This window comes from Gracilimonas sp. BCB1, from assembly GCF_040117685.2.
GTDB lineage: Bacteria > Bacteroidota > Rhodothermia > Balneolales > Balneolaceae > Gracilimonas.
In genome coordinates this window covers 27,030-46,242 of the sequence record NZ_JBEDYP020000002.1, presented here as the reverse complement: position 1 = coordinate 46,242, position 19,213 = coordinate 27,030, and the positions used below count along the sequence as shown (strand labels likewise).

The following is a 19,213-nucleotide window of genomic DNA, read 5'->3' as shown; positions in this document are numbered from 1 at the left end:
AACGACGCTCAGCGTCGTTACCAACTTTAGTTATTCCAACACAGAGTATTAGTTCGGAGATGACAATAGTATGTTTAGATTAAATCAAGTCAATCTTTCAATCCCATGAATCAAGGTTCAAAAATTAGGGAACCTTGATTGGCTTGATTACAGGATTACCATGATCGTCATTCAGAGCTTAGCGCTTGTCTGCCGTAGATAGGATGAATCTATGCCATGTAATGTTTGCCAACTATTACTTGACTAAGTTTCCTCTCCTCAGCCAGCCATTCAGGATGATTGGGGAATTACGCTGCTACCGAATCATCGAGGATTTCATCGGCCAGGTAAATTACCCGATTGGCTTTAAGTAGTAAATCCTGAAGCTTTCTGCTCACCAGGTGCTGGACTTCTTTCAGGCTCTTAGGTGAAGTCAGCTCGTATTGGAAGTAAGAGATAAGGTTAATGGCGGAGAGGTAGCGGCCGTGCTCGTCTCCGTCAATTTCGATGTGCCAGCGGGTAATGATATCATCTTTTGCCAGCAGCTCATTTACTTTTTTACTGATGGATTCCATCCACCGGCTGGCTTTCTCGATTCGGTAATTACCGGCTTCTCCGGGTATTTCCGGCTGGCAGCGATCAATATCAAACAGCCAGCTCATTTCAACATCGATGGTAGGGGTAACGCTTGATTTAGTCAGGGTTTCAATCTTGAGAAACGGATGACTATTCATACCTTCCAGCTCTTTGGCCATAGTCGTTTCCCGAAAGCTGTCCCAGTCAAAATTAATGGAAAGTGAATGCATGAAGTTAGATGCTTGGTCCAGCCCGATGATTAACTCTAATCCGGTTGCATGAATCTTATTATCTTCCCAGGTTCTGAATTTCTTAGCTTTAATCCCTCTTTTTCCCAATTGTGTTTCTACGGTATTAACAATAGAATTGAATATTGGATAATGCATGAAACCTGTATTTTCCCCTCAAATTAAATGAACTATTACGAACTAATATATCTAAAGCGAGAGCTCAAAAACAAATTAACTGCCGGTAAAATCGAGCAGGCGGTCAGTCCATATAAAAATTATCTGGAGTTTTTTGTACACACAGACACCGCTAAACACCGATTATGCTTCAGTTCGGCTCCTGGAAATATTGCTCTTTACCTGGATAGTTTCCGTGGAGCAAAAAAGAGCAACACCATCGATTTCTTTGAGAAGATTTATGGTGTGGAAATCAGTGATGTAACCATTCCGGAAACAGACCGGTGGCTCTTTATTCATTTTAAAGACGGACATAAGCTGCATTTCAGGCTGTTCAGTAATCGTGCGAATGTGTTCCTCTCCAAAGAAGGGGAGATTGTCAAGGTATTTAAAGAGTACGATGAAACCGAAGAGGAACCGCCAAGTCCTCAGAAACTGAATGTGTATGAGATTGAAGAAGACATCAGCCGAAAAAGCACCAAGAACAAAATAGTGGCTATAAACGCGATGTTTCCGCGGCAAAATATTCAGGAGCTGACTGATATTTATGACCTCGATGAGGCCGGGGAGGAGGAGCTTCAGGAGTTCGTGCGTAAAGTTTGTGATGAAATGGAAAACAAGCCTTTCCCGCGTCTTCTGGAAAATGGGGACACCACCCTCTTATCAGAAGAAACATTACCCGTTAAAACCGAAAAAGAGTTTGATAGTGTAAACGACCTTATTCTCTATCGGTACAAAAACTACTCCAGGGATCAGCGGCTACGGCAACGTAAATCATCCCTGCTTAAAAGCCTGAAAAGAAAAATTAAGCGGACCAAATCAGGGCTTCAGAATCTTGAGCAGGCCGATAAAGGTTTGGAACGGGCTGAAAAATACGAGCAATGGGGGCATGTTTTAATGGCCAATGCTCATCTCGGGGATGTCAACAAAGAAGAGATCGAAGTGGCTGACCTGTATAATGAAGGCGAAAAGGTAACCATCCCACTCGAAATTGATTTGGATATAGCCGGGAATGCCCAGCGGTATTACAAGAAGTCGGCCGGTGCGGAAAAATCGTATGAGGAAGCCATGAAGCGCATCCCCGTCATGCAAAAAGAAAAAGAAAAGGCAGAGCGTTTGCTGGAAGAAGCGGAGGAGATCACCAACCTCTGGGAGTTTAAAGATTGGGAAAAAGATCGTGAGGAAGAGCTGAAAGAGTACAGAAATCAGGATAATTCGGGTGACGATGAACAGCTGCCCTTTCACACGCTGGAGGTGCAGGGCTATCCGGTTTGGATCGGGAAGAATGCCAAGAGCAACGATACGCTGGTTCAGAAAGCCCATAAAGAGGATGTTTGGATGCACGCGCGTGGTGTTCCGGGCTCACACCTGGTCATCAGAATGGGAAATGACAAAGGCATGCCGGAAAAGAAGGTACTGCTGGAGGCTGCTTCCTACGCGGCCTTTAATTCGAAGGCAAAAGGCTCGAAACTGGCTCCGGTAATCATCACCAAAAAGAAATACGTGCGCAAACCCAAAGGCTCGTCCCCCGGTGCAGTAGTTGTGGATCGGGAAGAGGTGGAAATGGTGACTCCTAAAAAACCAATGACATGAATTTCCTACCGACTGCAAAGATTTAAAGACAGTATGTATCTGTGTGGCTTCATGGCATCGGGGAAAAGTACACTTGGGAAAGCCCTGGCCGACAAGCTGGAACGGGAATACCGCGATCTGGATGAGGTTATTGTTGAAAAAGAGGGCAAAAGCATCCGTGCCCTCTTTGATGAACACGGAGAGGACTACTTCCGGCAAAAGGAGTGGGAATACCTGCTTGATCTGACCCGTAATTTCAAAGGAGTGGTGTCGCTGGGCGGAGGTGCTCTGCAAAATCAGCGCATTGTTGATCACCTGAAGGTGAACGGGTTGTTGCTTTTTGTGGATACGCCGCTGGAACAAATTACCGACAGAGTGCTCCAAAGCAATGAACGCCCGATTTTGTTTAATAAGGACGGAAAAATTAAATCCAGGGATACTCTCTTTACAGAGCTGAAAGCCTTATATTCAGGTCGAGAAAAATTCTACAAACAGGCTCAGGTTGCAATTAAAACACCGTTATTTTCAACTGTTGAGGAAATGACGGAAGCAGCCATCGAAAAAATTACCCGGCATGTCTGATTCTATTTCAGTCCAAACTTCCACGGAAGATATTACGAATTGCACTTTGGCTACGATTTAAGTGCAGAACTGGAGGAGTTTGTACAGCATTATGGCTCCTCAAAAGCCTTTCTGATGGTGGATGCCTTTGTGCTGCAGCATCACCGAACTCATTTTGAAAAGGCGCTGAAATCTCACTTTAAAGAACTGCATATTTTTGAAGTACCCCGGGGTGAGCAGGCCAAGAATATTGAAATCTATAAGCAGGCGGTCGATTTTGTTTTACGTGAAGGCGCTGAACGAGGAACGCCGCTGATCGCCATAGGGGGTGGAGTTACCGGCGATCTTTCCGGCTTCGTGGCGGCTACCGTGTTGCGCGGACTTCCGCTGATCCACATTCCAACCACTTTACTGGCTATGGTGGATAGCTCGATTGGAGGTAAAACCGGGATTAACCACAGTACCGGGAAAAATCTGGTGGGAAGTTTTTATCAACCTGTTGCTGTGTTTGCAGATGTGAAATACCTGGAAACCCTGCCGGAAAAAGAATGGGTAAATGGCCTGAGTGAAGTGTTCAAATATGGGATGATTCACAGCCCTGAAATCCTTGAGCAGGTAAACACGTTGATTAAAGAGAATACCTTTGTTGATGGTAAGTCGTGGTTACCGTTAATTCAACAAAGTGCGAAGATTAAAGTAGAAATTGTAGCTGAAGATGTACTTGAAGCCGGCAAACGGGCCTTTCTGAATTTCGGGCATACTTTTGCCCATGTGATAGAAAAGGAAGGTGGTTATAATACGTATTCCCATGGTGAGGCCGTTTATGCCGGAATGATAGCCGCTGTTCATGCTTCTAATTCTTTAGGTGCTAATATTGATTTATCCAATTTAATGCAGTTCAAACCGTTGTATAAGCTGAATTTGAATGAAGTACACGCCTCCCCGGAAGAATTGGTGTATTTGATGAAAACCGATAAGAAAGTGAAAGACGAGCAAATACAACTCATCTTGTTGAAGGAATTAAGTTCTCCCTACGTTTATAAAGTATCTGATAGTGCTTTTGTGCAACGGGCCTGGGAACACACGCTAAACATTTTTACATAGTGGCATACATACGCTGGTTACATAAATCCTGGAATGTTTTCTGGACCTTTATTGGGGTGCTGGTGTTGACTATCGCCCTTGTTTTTGGTGCTGCTTTCGGATTGATGCAGCTTCAGCCGGTAAAGGATCAGGTGGCAGTAGAACTTCAGAACCGGTTCAGCCAAAATTTTGAGGGAGTGCTTAGTATTGGCCAGCTTGAAGGCTTGTTACCCCTTCGCATGCAAATGAATAACGTTAAAATTTACCCGGATTCCTCGGAATTCAGGCCGGTATTCGAAACGACCTCCATTAATGCCAGCCTTGATATTTGGTCCCTGCTCCGGAACAGGGTGGTAATTAATGCACTTCAGGTAGAATCGCCTAAGGGAGTTTTGGATCCGGAGTCAGAGTTTTCTTTGGATGAGGCTTTTAAACTGAAATCAGGTCTTGTTGCAGAATCAGTAAGTTCCGGAAATGAGGCAGGCCCGGGTTTTCAGATCATTATACCGTCGGTGGTTGTTCGGGATGGTAATTTTGTGGTTAGAAATGCTTTTGAAAAACCAAACCGGCTATCTTCTTCCGATAGCATGAACATTCAGAATGTTCAGATGGATATGTTTTTTGAGTTTACCGACGATCAGCGCTTTGTGGATATCAACCGGATACAGTTTGATGTGCCTGAATTCAATATCCCAACCGTTGAGTTGTTTGGGCAAATCTATAATGACTCACGGTTTCTTGAGCTGAACGCTCTGAACATCAAATCCGGTAATTCAAGCGGCCGTTTCAGTGGTGAGGCTGAAGGAGTAAACATATTGGAGGGCGGCGTAGAACAGCAGCTGAAAAATGCTACATTAAGCATGAGCATAGATCGGCTGGCGCTGGAATCATCCTATATCACCCGGTTTTTCCCGGATGTTCCGGAACTTCAAAGTGATATTAGGGGAACCATAATCGGTGAAGGAACACTGGATTCCCTGTATTTCAGCAGTGCAGAGCTGAGTATCGGAGAAAGCTTTGCAGACCTTAATGGCACGTTAAAGAATCTGAGAAGTGCTAACCGGCTATCGTATAATGTAAATCTGGAAGCCATTGTTCTGGCACAAAAAGAGCTTGCACTTATAAGTTCGGTGCTCAAACCTTCACAAATCGAGGCATTAACGTCCACCCGCTTTGAAGGGGAGGTTTCGGGCACCACAGATAGTACGGTTACCAATATTATAGCTCAGAATATGCAAAGGGGGCGCTTTGAAATGGATGGAGTCTGGAATTGGGGCAGCCGGATTGGCGTTGATCTCAACTTCAACACCGATTCCCTTGATTTAGGAAATCTGATAGATCCCCGAATACAATCAACCGATTTAACAGTTAACGGTGAAATCAAAAGTACATCATTCAACTTCAGGGAAAGCGTAGGGGGGCTGGTTATTCGGGCGAACCAGGGAGCATTTGACAACCGCCGGTTTAACCAGGTTGTGATATTGGCAAACTGGAATGATGGTCTGATTGAACCGGATATCAGAGCTGAAGTAAACGGGGCACTTTTAACCACCAATGGTACGGTTGATCTGACTTCAGCGGTCCCGTCCTATTCTTTAAATGGGCAAGCAGGCAATATATTTCTGAATGAAATTGTGCAAGACAATCGTATGCGGGAAGTGTATGCCGACATGGAATACGACCTGAACTTAATGGGTAAAGAATGGAATGACCTGTATGGACAGGTGAGCCTGGATATTACGCGGGCTATAGCCGGTTCTGACACATTGGGACGTCACCAAATATACGTTGATTTCAATGAACCTGATGCTCAACAGCGAATTCTGCGCTTGACCTCAACCGCTTTTGATGCCACTGTGCAAGGTGACTTTGTTCCGGCTGATCTTCTTGTACTTGGTGAGCAATGGAATAGGTATTTCACTAATAGAGTAAGGGAAGAGCTTGCTTTCGATAGTTTGATAACATTTACTGACTCTGCACAAATCAGACGAAATCAAAGCCTGACTATCTCCGGAAGATTGAAAAACCTGGGGCTGATAACTTCTTACTTTCCTGATTTCCCCCTTATTTCAACATCTGCACGTATTAATTCTACCGTAAACGTGAATTCTCAGCGCCTGCTTTTTAACGCTACATTAGTAGATACAGAGACGAGGATCAATGATTTTGAAGCCGATTCTTTAATGATACAAACCACAGGAGGATTCAGGAGGGAAGCAAACCTGAAAGACTTTTCCGGCCTTCAGTTTCAAGCCAATGCAGCTCAGATTGATTATAACTCAATAGTGGGAAGGGAGTTTGATTTTGCAGCTAATTTCAATCAGGATTCCGTTGAGTTGAGAAGTAATATTCGGGAGTTAGCTGATGATGCCTCATTCTCGTTCCATGCCGGAGGTGATATTTCGGATGAAGCACTCTCCCTGTTTATCCACGATTTTAAGCTGGGTACCGGCACATTTAACTGGGCCAATGAAGGAACCCCAATGCTTCGTTATCAATCAGATGAAAAATTAACGCTTAAAGATTTTGTATTTGAAAGCGACTCCCAGTTTGTACAGGTAAATGGCACCTTCAGCAGTTCTACAGAAGATTCGGTGGATTATAATATTGAAGAAGTGAATCTGGGGCGTCTTTCAGACTTGATCGGAGGAAGAATTCGGTTTGGAGGAATTGTAAACGGGAAGTTCACCACCCGAACGCTAACTACGGTACCAACCATCCAGGGAGAAATTGATGTTGAAGCTTTTAACCTCGACAACACTCTTTTTGGCGATATCCTGCTAACCAGCCGGTATAATCAATCCTTAGACCGTTTTGATACCCATATATCTGTAAGTACGGATTCAGCTAAGTATCCGCAATATTACGAAAACAATGATCGCAAAGGGCAGAACTTTGATATAAATGGGTACGTCTTGGCTCCAAAAGAAGGCAATTTCCCTGCGGTAGATTCTCTGTATCAGTTTGATATTGATTTTGAAAACATAGACTTATGGATTTTACCATACATAGGCCCGAAAGTATTTGCAGAAGCTTCAGGGCTGGCCAACGGAACCGGGAAAATATGGGGAAATTTAAACAACTATGATTTTGAATCAGAATTTACAGTAGGTACCGAAGACGCGGCTTATATCCGCCCGGAATTTCTAAATACCTACTACTATGCACAGGGGAGTTTAACTTTTAACCGGTATGAAGGCTTCACCTTTAATGATATTTACTTCATAGATCCATCGGGTGGTAGCGCTATTCTGAGCGGTTTTTATGACTTAAATAATTTTGGCCCTACCGACAGCCTTCGGATAAGCCTGGACATGGATGAGTTTCAGTTCCTGAATAGCTCCTTTGACCCAACGGTCGCTTTTTTTGGACAGGCCTACGGTTCAAGTACGGTTACCATTTCCGGGACCAATATGAATCCGGTTCTTCGGACGGAACAGCCCATTGTTATTTCGGATTTTTCACAGATATCCATTCCATTACTGGAAGAAACGGAATTTAATGAAGACAATCGGTTTATACGCTTCGTGAATTCTTTTAATCTGGACGATATTCGATCGGGGGTGAACGCTTCTAATTCCCGGAATCGAATCAACGATGAACAGGGACAACCCGAAGAGGAGCTGACCTTTGCCGAACGCTTTACGTTAGACTTACAGTTTGTGGCAATCAACCCAATGACCGTCCAGCTTATATTTGATCCGGTTACCGGCGATATTGTTACCGCTGATGGCACCGGGCGCCTGCGTATCTTGCTGGAAGATGAACAGGTATCGATGTTCGGCCGTTTTGATATTTCAGGCGGAAGTTATCAGTTTGTGAGTGGTGACATTTTTACCCGCCGGTTTGAGCTGGAATCAGGGGGTACGATTACCTGGGAAGGAGATCCCGCGAATGCCCGCTTGAATCTGAACGCCATATACCGTGCCCGCCCGGATATCAATACGCTGAGCAGCACCGGAACCCGCGACCCTGAAAATGCTCAACGAGTACCGGTAGAACTGGTGCTGAATATTGGCGGAACCATTACCAGTATTGAAAATAACTTCTATTTCCGACTGCCTAATACCTTTGAATCCCAACAAAGCTCTACGCTTTCCACCCAGCTGGCCTCCATAAACAGAGATGAAAACCTGAAATTAATTCAGGCAACCAACTTCATGCTCATGGGAGATTTCATACCGGTTTCATCAGCCGGCGACCCCCAGGGTAACCCATTTGGAGAAAACTTATCAGGCAGTGCGGCGGTACTGAATCCGTTGCTTTCGAGTCAGGTTATTAACCCATTGTTATCAAATCAGGTAAATTCGTTATTGAACAGTGATTTGAGTAGTTTAGATGTAGATTTTAACTTAAATACATATAACCAAGTTGACCTTGGAGTTGCGCTACGGCTTTATAATGACAAAATAATACTTCGCCGGGAAGGACAAATCACAGGAAGACAATCGAATATTGGAGATCTTGGTGCTACCTTTAGAATAAACCGCACCTTTGCAGTAACGGCTTTCCACCGCCAGGATCTTACCTTCGGAACCATTAGCAGCACCGAACAATCACAACAATCTCAGGAAATTAATGGAGTAGGCCTTGAAGCCAAAGTAAGTTTCAATACCTGGGATGAATTTTTCAATCGGTTGCTTTCGCCTTTCAGAAAGCTATTTGGCGTTAAAGAAAAAGAACAGAATCAAGAAGAAATAACAGAAAACATAGAGGGACGAGATCCCGCATAAGAATATTTGAATGAGTAGTAAGAAAGACAGACTAAGTAAATTTGAAGATCTGGTTGTTGATTTATTGAAGAACAGCCCCAACGGTAAGCTAACAAGAGAGCAGATTATAAGCGTACTTCGCTTGGAAAGTAACAACGAAATAAAAAGACTGGATAAGTCATTAAGCCGGTTGGCTAATCGGAAAACGATCAGCAGGAAGGACAATTATGTTTTTCTTGGGAAGGATGCCAAAAAGAAGAAAAAGAAATCCGGCAATTCGTCTAACATTGTAGAAGGTAAAATTGATATCTCTGTCCGAGGAACCGGATATGTAATAACCGATGAATTGGATCAGGATGTCATGATTTCATCCCGCGATGTGGGAACTGCCCTTAATGATGACAGAGTACGGGTTAAGATAACCGGCCAAAAGAAAGGCTCGGGGCAACCCCGGGGAAAAATTCTTGAAATACTGGGCCGAGGGAAAGATTTCTACGTTGGAACACTTTCTAAAGTCAGTAAAGAGAATTTTGTAATTGAGTCGGATAAGAAATCAGTCCACACTAACTTTTTCGTACTCCCGGAATCTGTAAATGGTGCTCAGGATGGAGATAAAGTTATTTTTGAGCTGGTGAATTGGGTTCATCCCAAAGCGTTGCCAGAGGCCCGAATCAAATCGGTGCTGGGTAAATCGGGTTCAAACGATGCCAATGTATTGTCCATATTAGCTGAAAACGATATGGTTGCTGAATTCCCAAAACAAGTGGAAGAGTATGCGAACCAGATTCCTACCGAGATTCCCGAAGAGGAATGCCAAAGACGTCGTGATTTAAGAGATGAGAATGTATTTACGATCGACCCGGATGATGCCAAAGACTTTGATGATGCGTTAAGCATTAAAAAACTGGATAATGGAAATTATTACCTGGGGGTTCATATTGCAGATGTAACCCATTACCTCACCCCGAAAACCATTCTGGATGAAGAAGCACACAACCGGGGAACCAGCGTATATTTGGTGGATCGCGTGATTCCCATGCTTCCTGAGGTGCTGAGTAACGGGGTGTGCAGCCTACGACCTAATGAAGATAAGCTGACCTACAGCTGCTTCATGGAGATTGCTCCTAATGGCAAACTGGTGGATTATTCTGTCGAGGAAACCGTGATTCATTCCAAGCAGCGGTTTACGTATGGTGAAGCCCAGGAAGTGATTGAAGGCAAGAATCACAAATATGCCAAAGAGGTGAAGCTGGCGGAAGAGTTAGCCCGAATACTGCTCGACAAACGATTCCGTGAAGGCGCCATCGACTTCGATACGCCCGAACCCAAGTTTGTATTAGATGATGACGGAAAGCCGCTCAAAGTAATTCTGAAAGAACGTATTTTTGCTCATCGCCTGATTGAGGAGTGTATGCTTATGGCCAATAAAACCGTGGCTATGCACGTGGAAGAATTGCGCAAAAAGTCAGATAAGAAGCGCTCAAAAGACTTATACCCATTTTTCTACCGGGTACACGACAAACCGGACCAGGAGAAACTGGCTTCCATTGCGGAGCAGGTTAAACCTATAGGAATCAAGTTTGAGGTAGGGGATAACATCTCACCAAAGAAGATTAACGACCTTCTTAAAAAAGTGGAAAATACAAGCCTTGAATATATCGTTAACGGACTAATGTTGCGGGCAATGGCCAAGGCAGAATATTCTCCGAATAATGTTGGGCACTTTGGGTTAGGCTTTGGACACTATGCACACTTTACCAGTCCTATTCGCCGTTACCCAGATGTTATTGTGCATCGGCTGTTAAAAGGTTACAATTCAGGAGCCAGGGTTTATACCCACGATCAGCTCAAGAAAGATGGAGAACATTGCAGCGAGCGCGAGCGAGTTGCTGTTGATGCCGAACGTGACTCTATTAAATTGAAGCAGGTAGAGTTTTTAAGCGGTAAAACCGGGGAAAAATTTGACGGAATTATTAGTGGTGTGATGGAAAGGGGAATTTTTGTGAACCTAAAAGACATTTACTGTGAAGGAATGATAAGAATGAGCGATCTGAAAAGTGATTATTTCGTTTTCAATGAAAAGCGCCATGCCCTGGTAGGCCGCAAGAGTGGCAAACAGTTTCAGCTTGGCGACGAAATCCGGGTTTATGTTAAAAGCACCAACTTGGAAAAACGACAAATTGACTTCGGATTAGCCAAATAACTTTTAATACTCTCAATTATGAAAGTTAAAATTAGTTCAGTTGTACTACTCGCAGCCGTATTATTTATGACCGGTACACCGGCTCTTGCTCAGTATTATTCGTTTGGTAAGAACAGGGTTGTTTATGAGGACTTTGAATGGCGCTATATTCAGTCCAAACATTTCGATGTATACTACTACGGAGAAAAGAATTATGAGCTGGCTGAATTTGGGGCAAAGAGTATCGAATCGGCCTACAAACAACTGACCGAAGATTTTAACCATGAAATATCAAATCGTATTACGCTTATCGTTTACGATTCTCACAACGATTTCTCCCAGACCAATGTAGTGAATCTGCCAACCAGTGCAGAGGGAATCGGCGGGGTGACTGACAAAATGAAGAATAGGATGACGGTTCCTTTCGCCGGTGATTATGCCGATTTCCGTCGTACCCTTCATCACGAACTGGTTCATGCCGTGTTTAACGATATGTTTTATGGCGGTACCATCAATTCCATTATTCGAAATAATATCCAGCTTCAGTTTCCGCTTTGGTTTGAAGAAGGCCTCGCAGAGTACACAGCATTAGGCTGGGATACGAATACGGATATGTATGTCCGGGATGCGGTTATCAACAACTACTTACCTCCACTTCAGTACCTCGGTGGCTACTATGCTTACAGGGGCGGGCAGTCGTTCTGGAACTTTGTGGTTGAAGAATATGGCCGCCAGAAAATTGCTGAGATATTACAGCGAATTAAAACCACTCGTAGTGTAGAAGTTGGATTGCAACAGTCGTTGGGATTGAATTTTGAAGAACTCGATAAAGCCTGGCAAGATGCCCTTCAGGAAAGATACTATCCGGAGGTTGCTGAACGGGAACGGGCCGACATGATTGCCAATCAGCTGACTAAACGGGGACAGTATGGCTCTTATAATACAAGCCCGGCCATATCTCCACAGGGCGATAAAGTAGCCTTCATCACTAACAGAAGAGGGTATTTTGACGTTGTAGCTATCAGCGCCATTGATGGAAGAAAACTGAAGACCTTGATCAGGGGAGAGGATAATCCTGAGTTTGAGGAGCTGAATATTTTGAATCCAAATATTGCCTGGTCGCCGGATGGCAATAGGATTGCGATATCAACAAAATCCAAAGGAAGGGATGATATTGCACTCATTAATTACGACACCGGCAAGATTGATAAACTGAAATTTCCAAACCTGGATGCCATTGCATCTATTGCCTGGTCGCCGGATGGCAAAAAATTAGCCTTCGATGGAAACATTGGTCCCTATCAGGACATTTTTGTGTACAACCTCGAAACAGGGAAACTGATTAATGTTACCGGTGATTTCTTCTCGGATATGCAGCCGGCCTGGGGCACGGACTCAGAAACTGTGTATTTTACCTCAGACCGGGGCGAGAAAGTTGCACTTCACAATTTTACTCTGAGTTATGATTTGCTGAGTGATGAGAGCATCTATCAAACCGATATATATCGGGTTAACCTGAACGCCAGAACAACGGCCACACGGCTGACTAATACACCAACATGGAGTGAAAAAGGTCCGCAAACAACCAGAGACGGTCGCCTGGTTTATATCTCCGATGAAAACGGAATCCTGAACGTGTATGAATACAATTTGGATACGCGTACATCGACCCCTATAACGAATTTACAAACCGGAACTTCTCAGATTTCTATAAGTGGTGACGGTTCACGATTGGCTTTTAATTCCATTAATGAAGGGTACCTCGATATTTTCTTATTGAGATCTCCTTTCAACAGGGAAAAGGGAGATGTTCTCTCCAGGAATTACTGGGCGCAACGAAGAGCTTCAGAGAGTAAACTCACCCGGGTTCCGGCTATCCGGTATGCTCAGCAACTATTTGCCGATGGCTTGAGCCTGGAAGGTGAACGTGTTGCCATTGCTGACGAAGAAGTTGAACAAGATTCCGAAACCGGGACTGAAGGGACAGAAGGCACCGGTGAAGGAGCAGAGCAGGAGCAGGTTGAGGAGGAAGAATCTGACGAAATAGATTTCAGAAATTATGTGTTCAGCACCGAAGTAATGGAGGATACCACTCTTGAACTCGAAGACATAAAAAGCTTCACTCCGGAAAATAATATTACAGACGATGGTCGTTTTCAGCCCAAGAATTACCGCCTCAAATTCACTACGGATATAGCTTACAATCCTACCTTTGTAGCTTCCACGTATGGATCTGCTGCCCAAACGCAGTTTATTATCAGCGACCTGTTGGGAGATCATCAGATAGCATTGGGAACGAATTTTGTGACGGATCTGCGTAACAGTGACTATTCCATTCAGTATGGGTACCTGAAAAACCGTACGAACTGGTTTGGCTCATACTTCCACACTTCCAGAAGATACCAGACCATTTTTGGAGAACTGATTCGGTTCCGGACATTCGGTGGTTCTGTGAACGTTCAGTATCCATTTAACAAGTTTAAGCGAATCGATTTCGGATTCTCCGCTATGGGCATAACCCGGGATTACAGCTCGGTTAGTGACCGTTATGCAGGTATATCAACCAGTGCAAACCAACCGGATAATCAGCGAAGCCTGTTTCTTTATCCGGAAATTGTATTTACTAACGACCGTACCCTGCCGGGCTTTTTAACTCCACGAGGAGGGCGACGCTACTCGATCGGAATTTCCGGCAGTCCCGGTGTGGGAGAGAATGCGCCACAATTTGGATCTGTATTGGCTGATTTCAGACAATATATAGGCCTGGGCCGAAGCGGGCAGTATTCCATCGCCTTGCGAGCTTCCGGTGCTACTTCCATAGGTCCCGATAAACAGACCTATTTTATGGGTGGCCGGTTGGGTTGGATTAACCAACAGTTTAGCAATAACGGTCTTTCCTTTGATAAGCTGACGGATAGCTTCTTTACCGTTCCTGCTTTACCGGTTCGCGGCTATGCCTACAACAGTATTTACGGAAGCAATTTCTCATTAATAAATGCAGAATTTAGATTCCCATTGTTTGCTGCTGTTGTTCCTGGTGCACTGCCAATTCTCCCATTCTATAATATTACGGGAGCTGCGTTTCTTGATGTAGGCACCGCATGGGGTGAGCGAATAGACTACGGACTGCTGGATAACGGAGAACCTGTAATTAATGAGGCTAAACTGGACTTTAAAATTGCAGAAGAACGTTTTAGTGACCAAGCCCAGACTCCGCAGGGACCGGTGCAATTTGAAGCTCCATACTATGACGGGGACATCCTGATTGGAGCCGGTTTTGGATTACGTACCATCGTATTCGGATTACCTTTCAGATATGATGTGGGCTGGCCATATGGCAGAGAAGGATTTGGCGACGACCCTATTCACTACTTTTCACTTGGAATAGACTTCTAAAGCAACTTATTCAGTACTCCGGAATATCTGAACCTGAAGTAATCGCTGGTATCGGTATTCCGGATCCTGAAAGTACACAAAACTTGCATACTCCTGATTTTGACGTGTGATAGAATCGCTTAGAATGAGGTCATTAATTCCGTACCTACCGTCTTTTATGGCATATTTATAGGTATAATTTCCTTGCTTTATAAGGGAGGTAGTTTCCCAATATCCGGAGTCCTCATTGTAGCTCAACTTATTATTCTCTGAAAGCAGCCACTGGTTAAAATCTCCCACCAGATACACCCCATCGTCTTCCGTGAATCTTCCGCCATCATCAAAACGAAAGCGGACACTGGCATAACGGGAATCGGTTGAACTTTTCGGATTCCCAAAGCTGGACGTCCAGCTGCTTATTGGGTCAGAAGTGAAGTTGAGGATGTCTTCTCTTAGAACAACCAATGGAGGAGTTTGCCCAAATTGTATATCAATAATCTGACGGCCATCCACCGAAAGAGTATTGAGGTTCAAGCCCATAAAATCATAGTTAGCAGGAAAGGCTTTTTCTCTTGATAGATGAAACTGTGAACGGTCCTGTTCGGAGAAATCATAATTTTCGGACTGCTTTTGATCACCCCAAAAGCGGTTTTGAACAAAATAAAAGCTCAGGTCGAACTGGGGAAATTCAATAAAGTCAGGGTATATAAACTCACTGAACGGCTGATCGATAGCGTTATAACGCTGACCTGCATTGTACACCGTCTCAACCCAAGACCGTATTTCACCGGTTTCTTCTGTTACAAAAAAGGGAAGGGAAAAGAGCTTAACGCCGGAATTAAAGTCTGAAACATGAAGCATGTAGTTACCGCTTATTTTAAACTTCAGCCGGTTGTTCGGGAATTCGGTTTCATAATGAAAAAAGTCTGGGTCGCTTAACTCATTCTTTTCTCCACTGCCTACAATAATTTCATTTATACCGTTTAAATACCAGTCTTCCGGGATATTACTGTTATTCCACTCCTGATCATGATGGGTGAAAGTAATCCGAAACTGACCGGATACATCGGACAACTCGTCAAAGGCGAGAACCATTTTTTGGGGTGAATCGAGTTCGATAATGGGTGGGTTATTATCACTTCCTTTACGGTACAACTGCACACTTTGGATGGATTTTGGTGCCGGCAGCTGATTGGGAACAAGATAACGGCTTAGATATTGTCGGCCATTGTTCTGATTATTAACCGAGTTGGAAATGGATGCCGAACACCCGCCGAGCAATATTCCGGCAATTAAGATGAGTGAAAATTTATAAAGAGTAGATTCCTTCAAAAACAAAATGAGCAGGTCCCGTTAAAATTAATTGATGATAGGTGGATGTATCCGGATTAAAATCGAATGAAACTTTGAGCGTTCCTCCTTTCACTTTTACCGTGTAGGTAGCATGTGTAGCATTCTGCTGACTGTTGAAATGAGTAGCAACGGCTGAAGCTAATGCCCCGGTTCCACAAGCCAATGTGAGGCCTTCCACACCTCGCTCATAGGTCTGAAGGTGAATACATTCCCCCGATTCATCATAAACAAAATTCACATTGCTGCCGGGAGGGTTTACATCGGGATGATATCTTAATTCGCTGCCTGTATTAACCAGTTCCTTTTCATTTTCGAGTTTGTCCTCAGGAACAAATGTGATCAGGTGTTCGGTGGCAGTATCAGCCTGAATAAGTTCTAAACCATTTAAAATCCTTTTTTCAGGTTGAACATGTACCGGAAAATGGATGCTAACGCTATTATCGCCATGTACTTCAGCTTCATATACGTTATCGTGAACATTGAAGGTCTGAGTGGCATTAAAGCCGTTTTTGAAAGCAAAGAATACCAGGCAGCGCGCCCCGTTTCCACACATACCGGCATCACTTCCGTCGGCATTCCGGTAAATCATGGTATAGTCAACTTCCTGCTTTTCAGAGGGTTGAAGTACTAACATTCCATCCCCGCCAATCCCGAACTTCCGGTCACATAGTTTTGGGGTAAACTCTATGATCTCATCCAAACTGAAGCCGTACTTCCGGTTGTCGATAACCACAAAGTCGTTACCGGCTCCCTGCATTTTATGAAACGTAATTTCTTTCATGAGCTATTCTACAAATGCGGGGACGTGTTTCCAGTTTTCATCATCAGGAATGATGGGATCCAGTCCGCGCATCAGGGTTGAAAATCGTAATGCCAAAACAATAAATATCAGCTTAGGGTTTACATTTTGGCGTAGGGCAGGTCGGAATTCATCCAAATGGGTAATCATTTCCTCCAACCGGGCATCATCCAGAGCCTTCACAAACTTTTGTATGGAATCCAGCTGATCAATGTTGGTGATAAATTTCTTATTGCCGGTTTCTCTGTACACCATCAAATCCCGGATATACATCTCAATAAGGTTGGTCATAGCAATCAACCCTTCGATGTTTTGAGAACTTTGCCAATCCTGAACAAGCGTCGATAAGCCGTTTGCATCCTGGCTGAACGCCATCCGAAGATATTCTACTACAGATTCCCGGTTCTCCTTCAGCCTGGAGACATCAAAGAATCGTGTCATGGCATAATTGCCGTTCGAAACCCTGGCAAGGTAAGCCGCAGCGTCCGGGTCCACACCATCCACATCAATTAATCCCTGCTCTACTTCCCGATCTTTAAGTGCACCCAATGGAATATGTTGGCATCGTGAGGTGATAGTGGGAAGCAGGCTTTCATAACTTTCTGTAGTGAGTATAAACATCAAACGATCAGAAGGTTCTTCCAATAATTTCAGGAAGGCATTGGCCGTCTCTTTTCTCATCGTCTCCACATGAGTGAGAATGATAACCACGCGATTCCCTTCATTAGGTTTTAGCTTGGCTATAGGTCTGATATCATCCCGAAAATAATCAATAGGGTAGAAGGCCTGCAGGTTTTTAGATGAATCATCATCTAAGGAAGGCCGCTGGGAGAAATCAATAATTTCGTATGGATCCTTAGCAAGTAGTTCCAGCCGGTCGCGAAGTTCTTCTGTTTTAGCTGATGTCGGTTTTGGGATGAAGACATGAATATCCGGATGGGTAAACCAGGATGACTTTTTTGAGGCCTTATATTCTCCCAAATCACTGAGGTGATCGATACCATTGATGGCCTCGGCAAAAGCCAGGGCAAATGCTGTTTTACCAACCCCGGAAGGTCCTGAAAGGAGATAGGCATGACTAATCCGGTCGGAAGCCAGCATACGCTCAACCTGCTCCTTTGCCCGGCTTTGTCCGATTATTCTTCTGTTTCCAAACTTGATGTTCATTTATTCCTGTAGTTTATGACGATGGATTACGACGAACGACCACTGACAGACGACGAATGACCACTGTTTAATCGAATTCATAACTTTCATCAGGCTCATTCGATTGAAATCCTTTTTGGAGATATACCTTTTCATGGCTAATAACTTAGCAGATAATTTTTCCGAATTCTGATATAGTTTCTCGTAAAGATCTGTAGAAATATAATCTCTCTTCTTCATAAGAATAAGACAGGCTACTACCTCCATTAATGATCTATGAGCATATCCAATAAACCGGATTTGCTCTGGATCAGTTTGACCGGTCGAACCTTCAGCAATATTCAAAGATACAGATGTAACAGCTCTACGAATTTGTGAAGTTAGGTTAAACTTTTCAGAGTCAGGCAAACTATCAATTAAAGAATACACCTCATTAGCTAAATCAATAGACAGTTGCCAAACCTCTAATTTCTCAAACTTAAAAACCATAACAGTTAAAGGGTTAATCGTTAGTCATTCGTCAATGGTCATTCGTCGTTCGTCCACCGTCATTCCTCCCAAATGTAGTCAAAAAGCAAAATTCCGGCGGTGATGGTAACGCCTGCAAAACCAATCAGAGCGGTTATGTTGTTCATAGATCCGTCTCCGCCGCTAATGAAGGCTGTTTTACTGATATCGGCCAGTAAGAGCACCAGGGGCATAAAAAGGGGTATGCTGAGTACTGAGAAAATAGCCCCTTTTCGATCGGCCTGGGAGACAACGGCTGCGGTCATTGTAGCCACGCCTGATAATCCTGCTGTTCCCACTAAAAGCATAACAAGGAATGCCGCCCAGGACTGAATCTCTAACCCCATTAAAAAAATGTATCCTGCAAAAGTGGCGACATTAATGAGCAGGGTAAACAAAAAATTGTATAACAACTTACCGGTGTAAACGGTAGTTCCCTCCGCATAAATACGAAGCAGGTCAAACGTTTTTTTATCCGTTTCGGAAATGAAGCTTCTGCTTAATGCGGAGAGGGCTGCAAAAAGAATGATAACCCAAACCAGGCCGGATTTTGGTCCCGGTTCCAGTTGATCAGCGCGGAGAGTAAATAAGACCAAAAGCATGGCTGCCGCCACAAAAGCCAACACCATATTGAATGCAAAACGGGTGCGCAGTTCAATCTTCAGGTCTTTTTTTAAAATGGTAAGTGTGCTCCGGATCCAATACATGACCAAGTTTAAGGATTTTGACGGGTTATTGATAGGGGAAAGGAGTAGTGAGGATAAGATTTTGAGTGTTATTGCATACGCTCCGGGGTTGATCATTAGTGCAGGTTTGTCATCTGATTCTGGCCTGTATGCAGAGAGGCTTGATTCAGAATCTGAGGTTGGTAACCTGGTATTTAAACGGCACCTGATTCGTTGTTATCCGGCTAACTAAAAACACTGTAATTAATCTTTGATTGATTCACTCTTCACTGCCTATA

13 protein-coding genes are annotated in these 19,213 nt (G+C 43.9%); 7 read left to right on the top strand and 6 right to left on the bottom strand.

Annotated features, from left to right (window positions below; all coding sequences use genetic code 11):
- Nucleotides 1–287: 287 nt before the first annotated feature.
- Complete coding sequence (locus ABFW99_RS00395; protein ID WP_349355251.1) at nucleotides 288–941, bottom strand: hypothetical protein; 654 nt, start codon at nucleotides 939–941, stop codon at nucleotides 288–290.
- Between the two features lie 27 nt (nucleotides 942–968).
- Between ABFW99_RS00395 and ABFW99_RS00390 the strand changes: the two genes are divergently transcribed.
- Genes ABFW99_RS00390 through ABFW99_RS00365 form a run of 6 tightly spaced genes read left to right on the top strand, consistent with a single transcriptional unit; the run spans nucleotide 969 to nucleotide 14,465 of the window.
- Nucleotides 969–2,552, top strand: a complete 1,584-nt coding sequence (locus ABFW99_RS00390) for an NFACT RNA binding domain-containing protein (RefSeq protein ID WP_349355250.1) — start codon at nucleotides 969–971, stop codon at nucleotides 2,550–2,552.
- A 51-nt stretch (nucleotides 2,553–2,603) separates the two neighbouring features.
- The gene (locus tag ABFW99_RS00385) at nucleotides 2,604–3,113 is read left to right on the top strand and encodes a shikimate kinase (protein ID WP_440707383.1); all 510 of its coding nucleotides are present in this window, start codon (nucleotides 2,604–2,606) and stop codon (nucleotides 3,111–3,113) included.
- A gap of 39 nt (nucleotides 3,114–3,152) precedes the next feature.
- Complete coding sequence (gene aroB, locus ABFW99_RS00380; protein WP_440707382.1) at nucleotides 3,153–4,196, top strand: 3-dehydroquinate synthase; 1,044 nt, start codon at nucleotides 3,153–3,155, stop codon at nucleotides 4,194–4,196.
- Nucleotides 4,196–8,908 (top strand): translocation/assembly module TamB domain-containing protein, encoded by a 4,713-nt coding sequence (locus tag ABFW99_RS00375; RefSeq protein ID WP_349355247.1) that lies wholly within the window; start codon nucleotides 4,196–4,198, stop codon nucleotides 8,906–8,908. The genes aroB and ABFW99_RS00375 overlap by 1 nt, the downstream gene beginning before the upstream one ends.
- Nucleotides 8,909–8,918: 10 nt before the next feature.
- Nucleotides 8,919–11,090 (top strand): ribonuclease R, encoded by a 2,172-nt coding sequence (gene rnr, locus ABFW99_RS00370; protein ID WP_349355246.1) that lies wholly within the window; start codon nucleotides 8,919–8,921, stop codon nucleotides 11,088–11,090.
- Nucleotides 11,091–11,108: 18 nt separating this feature from the next.
- A complete protein-coding gene (locus ABFW99_RS00365; protein ID WP_349355245.1) occupies nucleotides 11,109–14,465 on the top strand; it encodes a peptidase MA family metallohydrolase in 3,357 nt (1,118 codons plus the stop codon).
- Between the two features lie 6 nt (nucleotides 14,466–14,471).
- On the opposite strand, the gene ABFW99_RS00360 is transcribed toward ABFW99_RS00365, so the two are convergent.
- The 5 genes from ABFW99_RS00360 to ABFW99_RS00340 are packed head-to-tail and all read right to left on the bottom strand — an operon-like array spanning nucleotide 14,472 to nucleotide 18,956.
- Nucleotides 14,472–15,782 (bottom strand): type IX secretion system plug protein domain-containing protein, encoded by a 1,311-nt coding sequence (locus tag ABFW99_RS00360; protein WP_349355244.1) that lies wholly within the window; start codon nucleotides 15,780–15,782, stop codon nucleotides 14,472–14,474.
- Complete coding sequence (dapF, locus tag ABFW99_RS00355) at nucleotides 15,754–16,578, bottom strand: diaminopimelate epimerase (protein WP_349355243.1); 825 nt, start codon at nucleotides 16,576–16,578, stop codon at nucleotides 15,754–15,756. Before dapF ends, ABFW99_RS00360 begins: the two co-directional genes overlap by 29 nt.
- Before the next feature lie 3 nt (nucleotides 16,579–16,581).
- Nucleotides 16,582–17,763, bottom strand: coding sequence for a DNA polymerase III subunit (locus ABFW99_RS00350; RefSeq protein WP_349355242.1), 1,182 nt, complete (start codon nucleotides 17,761–17,763; stop codon nucleotides 16,582–16,584).
- Nucleotides 17,764–18,231, bottom strand: coding sequence for a four helix bundle protein (locus ABFW99_RS00345; protein ID WP_349355241.1), 468 nt, complete (start codon nucleotides 18,229–18,231; stop codon nucleotides 17,764–17,766).
- 59 nt (nucleotides 18,232–18,290) lie between these two features.
- The gene (locus tag ABFW99_RS00340; protein ID WP_349355240.1) at nucleotides 18,291–18,956 is read right to left on the bottom strand and encodes a heme exporter protein CcmB; all 666 of its coding nucleotides are present in this window, start codon (nucleotides 18,954–18,956) and stop codon (nucleotides 18,291–18,293) included.
- Here ABFW99_RS00340 and ABFW99_RS00335 point away from each other — a divergent pair.
- Entirely contained in the window at nucleotides 18,955–19,167 is a 213-nt protein-coding gene (locus ABFW99_RS00335; RefSeq protein ID WP_440707381.1) for a hypothetical protein, read from the top strand. The genes ABFW99_RS00340 and ABFW99_RS00335 overlap by 2 nt on opposite strands.
- Nucleotides 19,168–19,213 lie beyond the last annotated feature (46 nt).

Coding starts and splice junctions, on each gene's coding strand:
- ABFW99_RS00395 (WP_349355251.1), bottom strand. CDS start 941: ATGCATTATCCAATATTCAATTCTATTGTTAATACCGTAGAAACACAA.
- ABFW99_RS00390 (WP_349355250.1), top strand. CDS start 969: ATGAACTATTACGAACTAATATATCTAAAGCGAGAGCTCAAAAACAAA.
- ABFW99_RS00385 (WP_440707383.1), top strand. CDS start 2,604: ATGGCATCGGGGAAAAGTACACTTGGGAAAGCCCTGGCCGACAAGCTG.
- rnr (WP_349355246.1), top strand. CDS start 8,919: ATGAGTAGTAAGAAAGACAGACTAAGTAAATTTGAAGATCTGGTTGTT.
- ABFW99_RS00365 (WP_349355245.1), top strand. CDS start 11,109: ATGAAAGTTAAAATTAGTTCAGTTGTACTACTCGCAGCCGTATTATTT.
- dapF (WP_349355243.1), bottom strand. CDS start 16,578: ATGAAAGAAATTACGTTTCATAAAATGCAGGGAGCCGGTAACGACTTT.
- ABFW99_RS00350 (WP_349355242.1), bottom strand. CDS start 17,763: ATGAACATCAAGTTTGGAAACAGAAGAATAATCGGACAAAGCCGGGCA.
- ABFW99_RS00345 (WP_349355241.1), bottom strand. CDS start 18,231: ATGGTTTTTAAGTTTGAGAAATTAGAGGTTTGGCAACTGTCTATTGAT.
- ABFW99_RS00335 (WP_440707381.1), top strand. CDS start 18,955: ATGACCAAGTTTAAGGATTTTGACGGGTTATTGATAGGGGAAAGGAGT.
- ABFW99_RS00340 (WP_349355240.1), bottom strand. CDS start 18,956: ATGTATTGGATCCGGAGCACACTTACCATTTTAAAAAAAGACCTGAAG.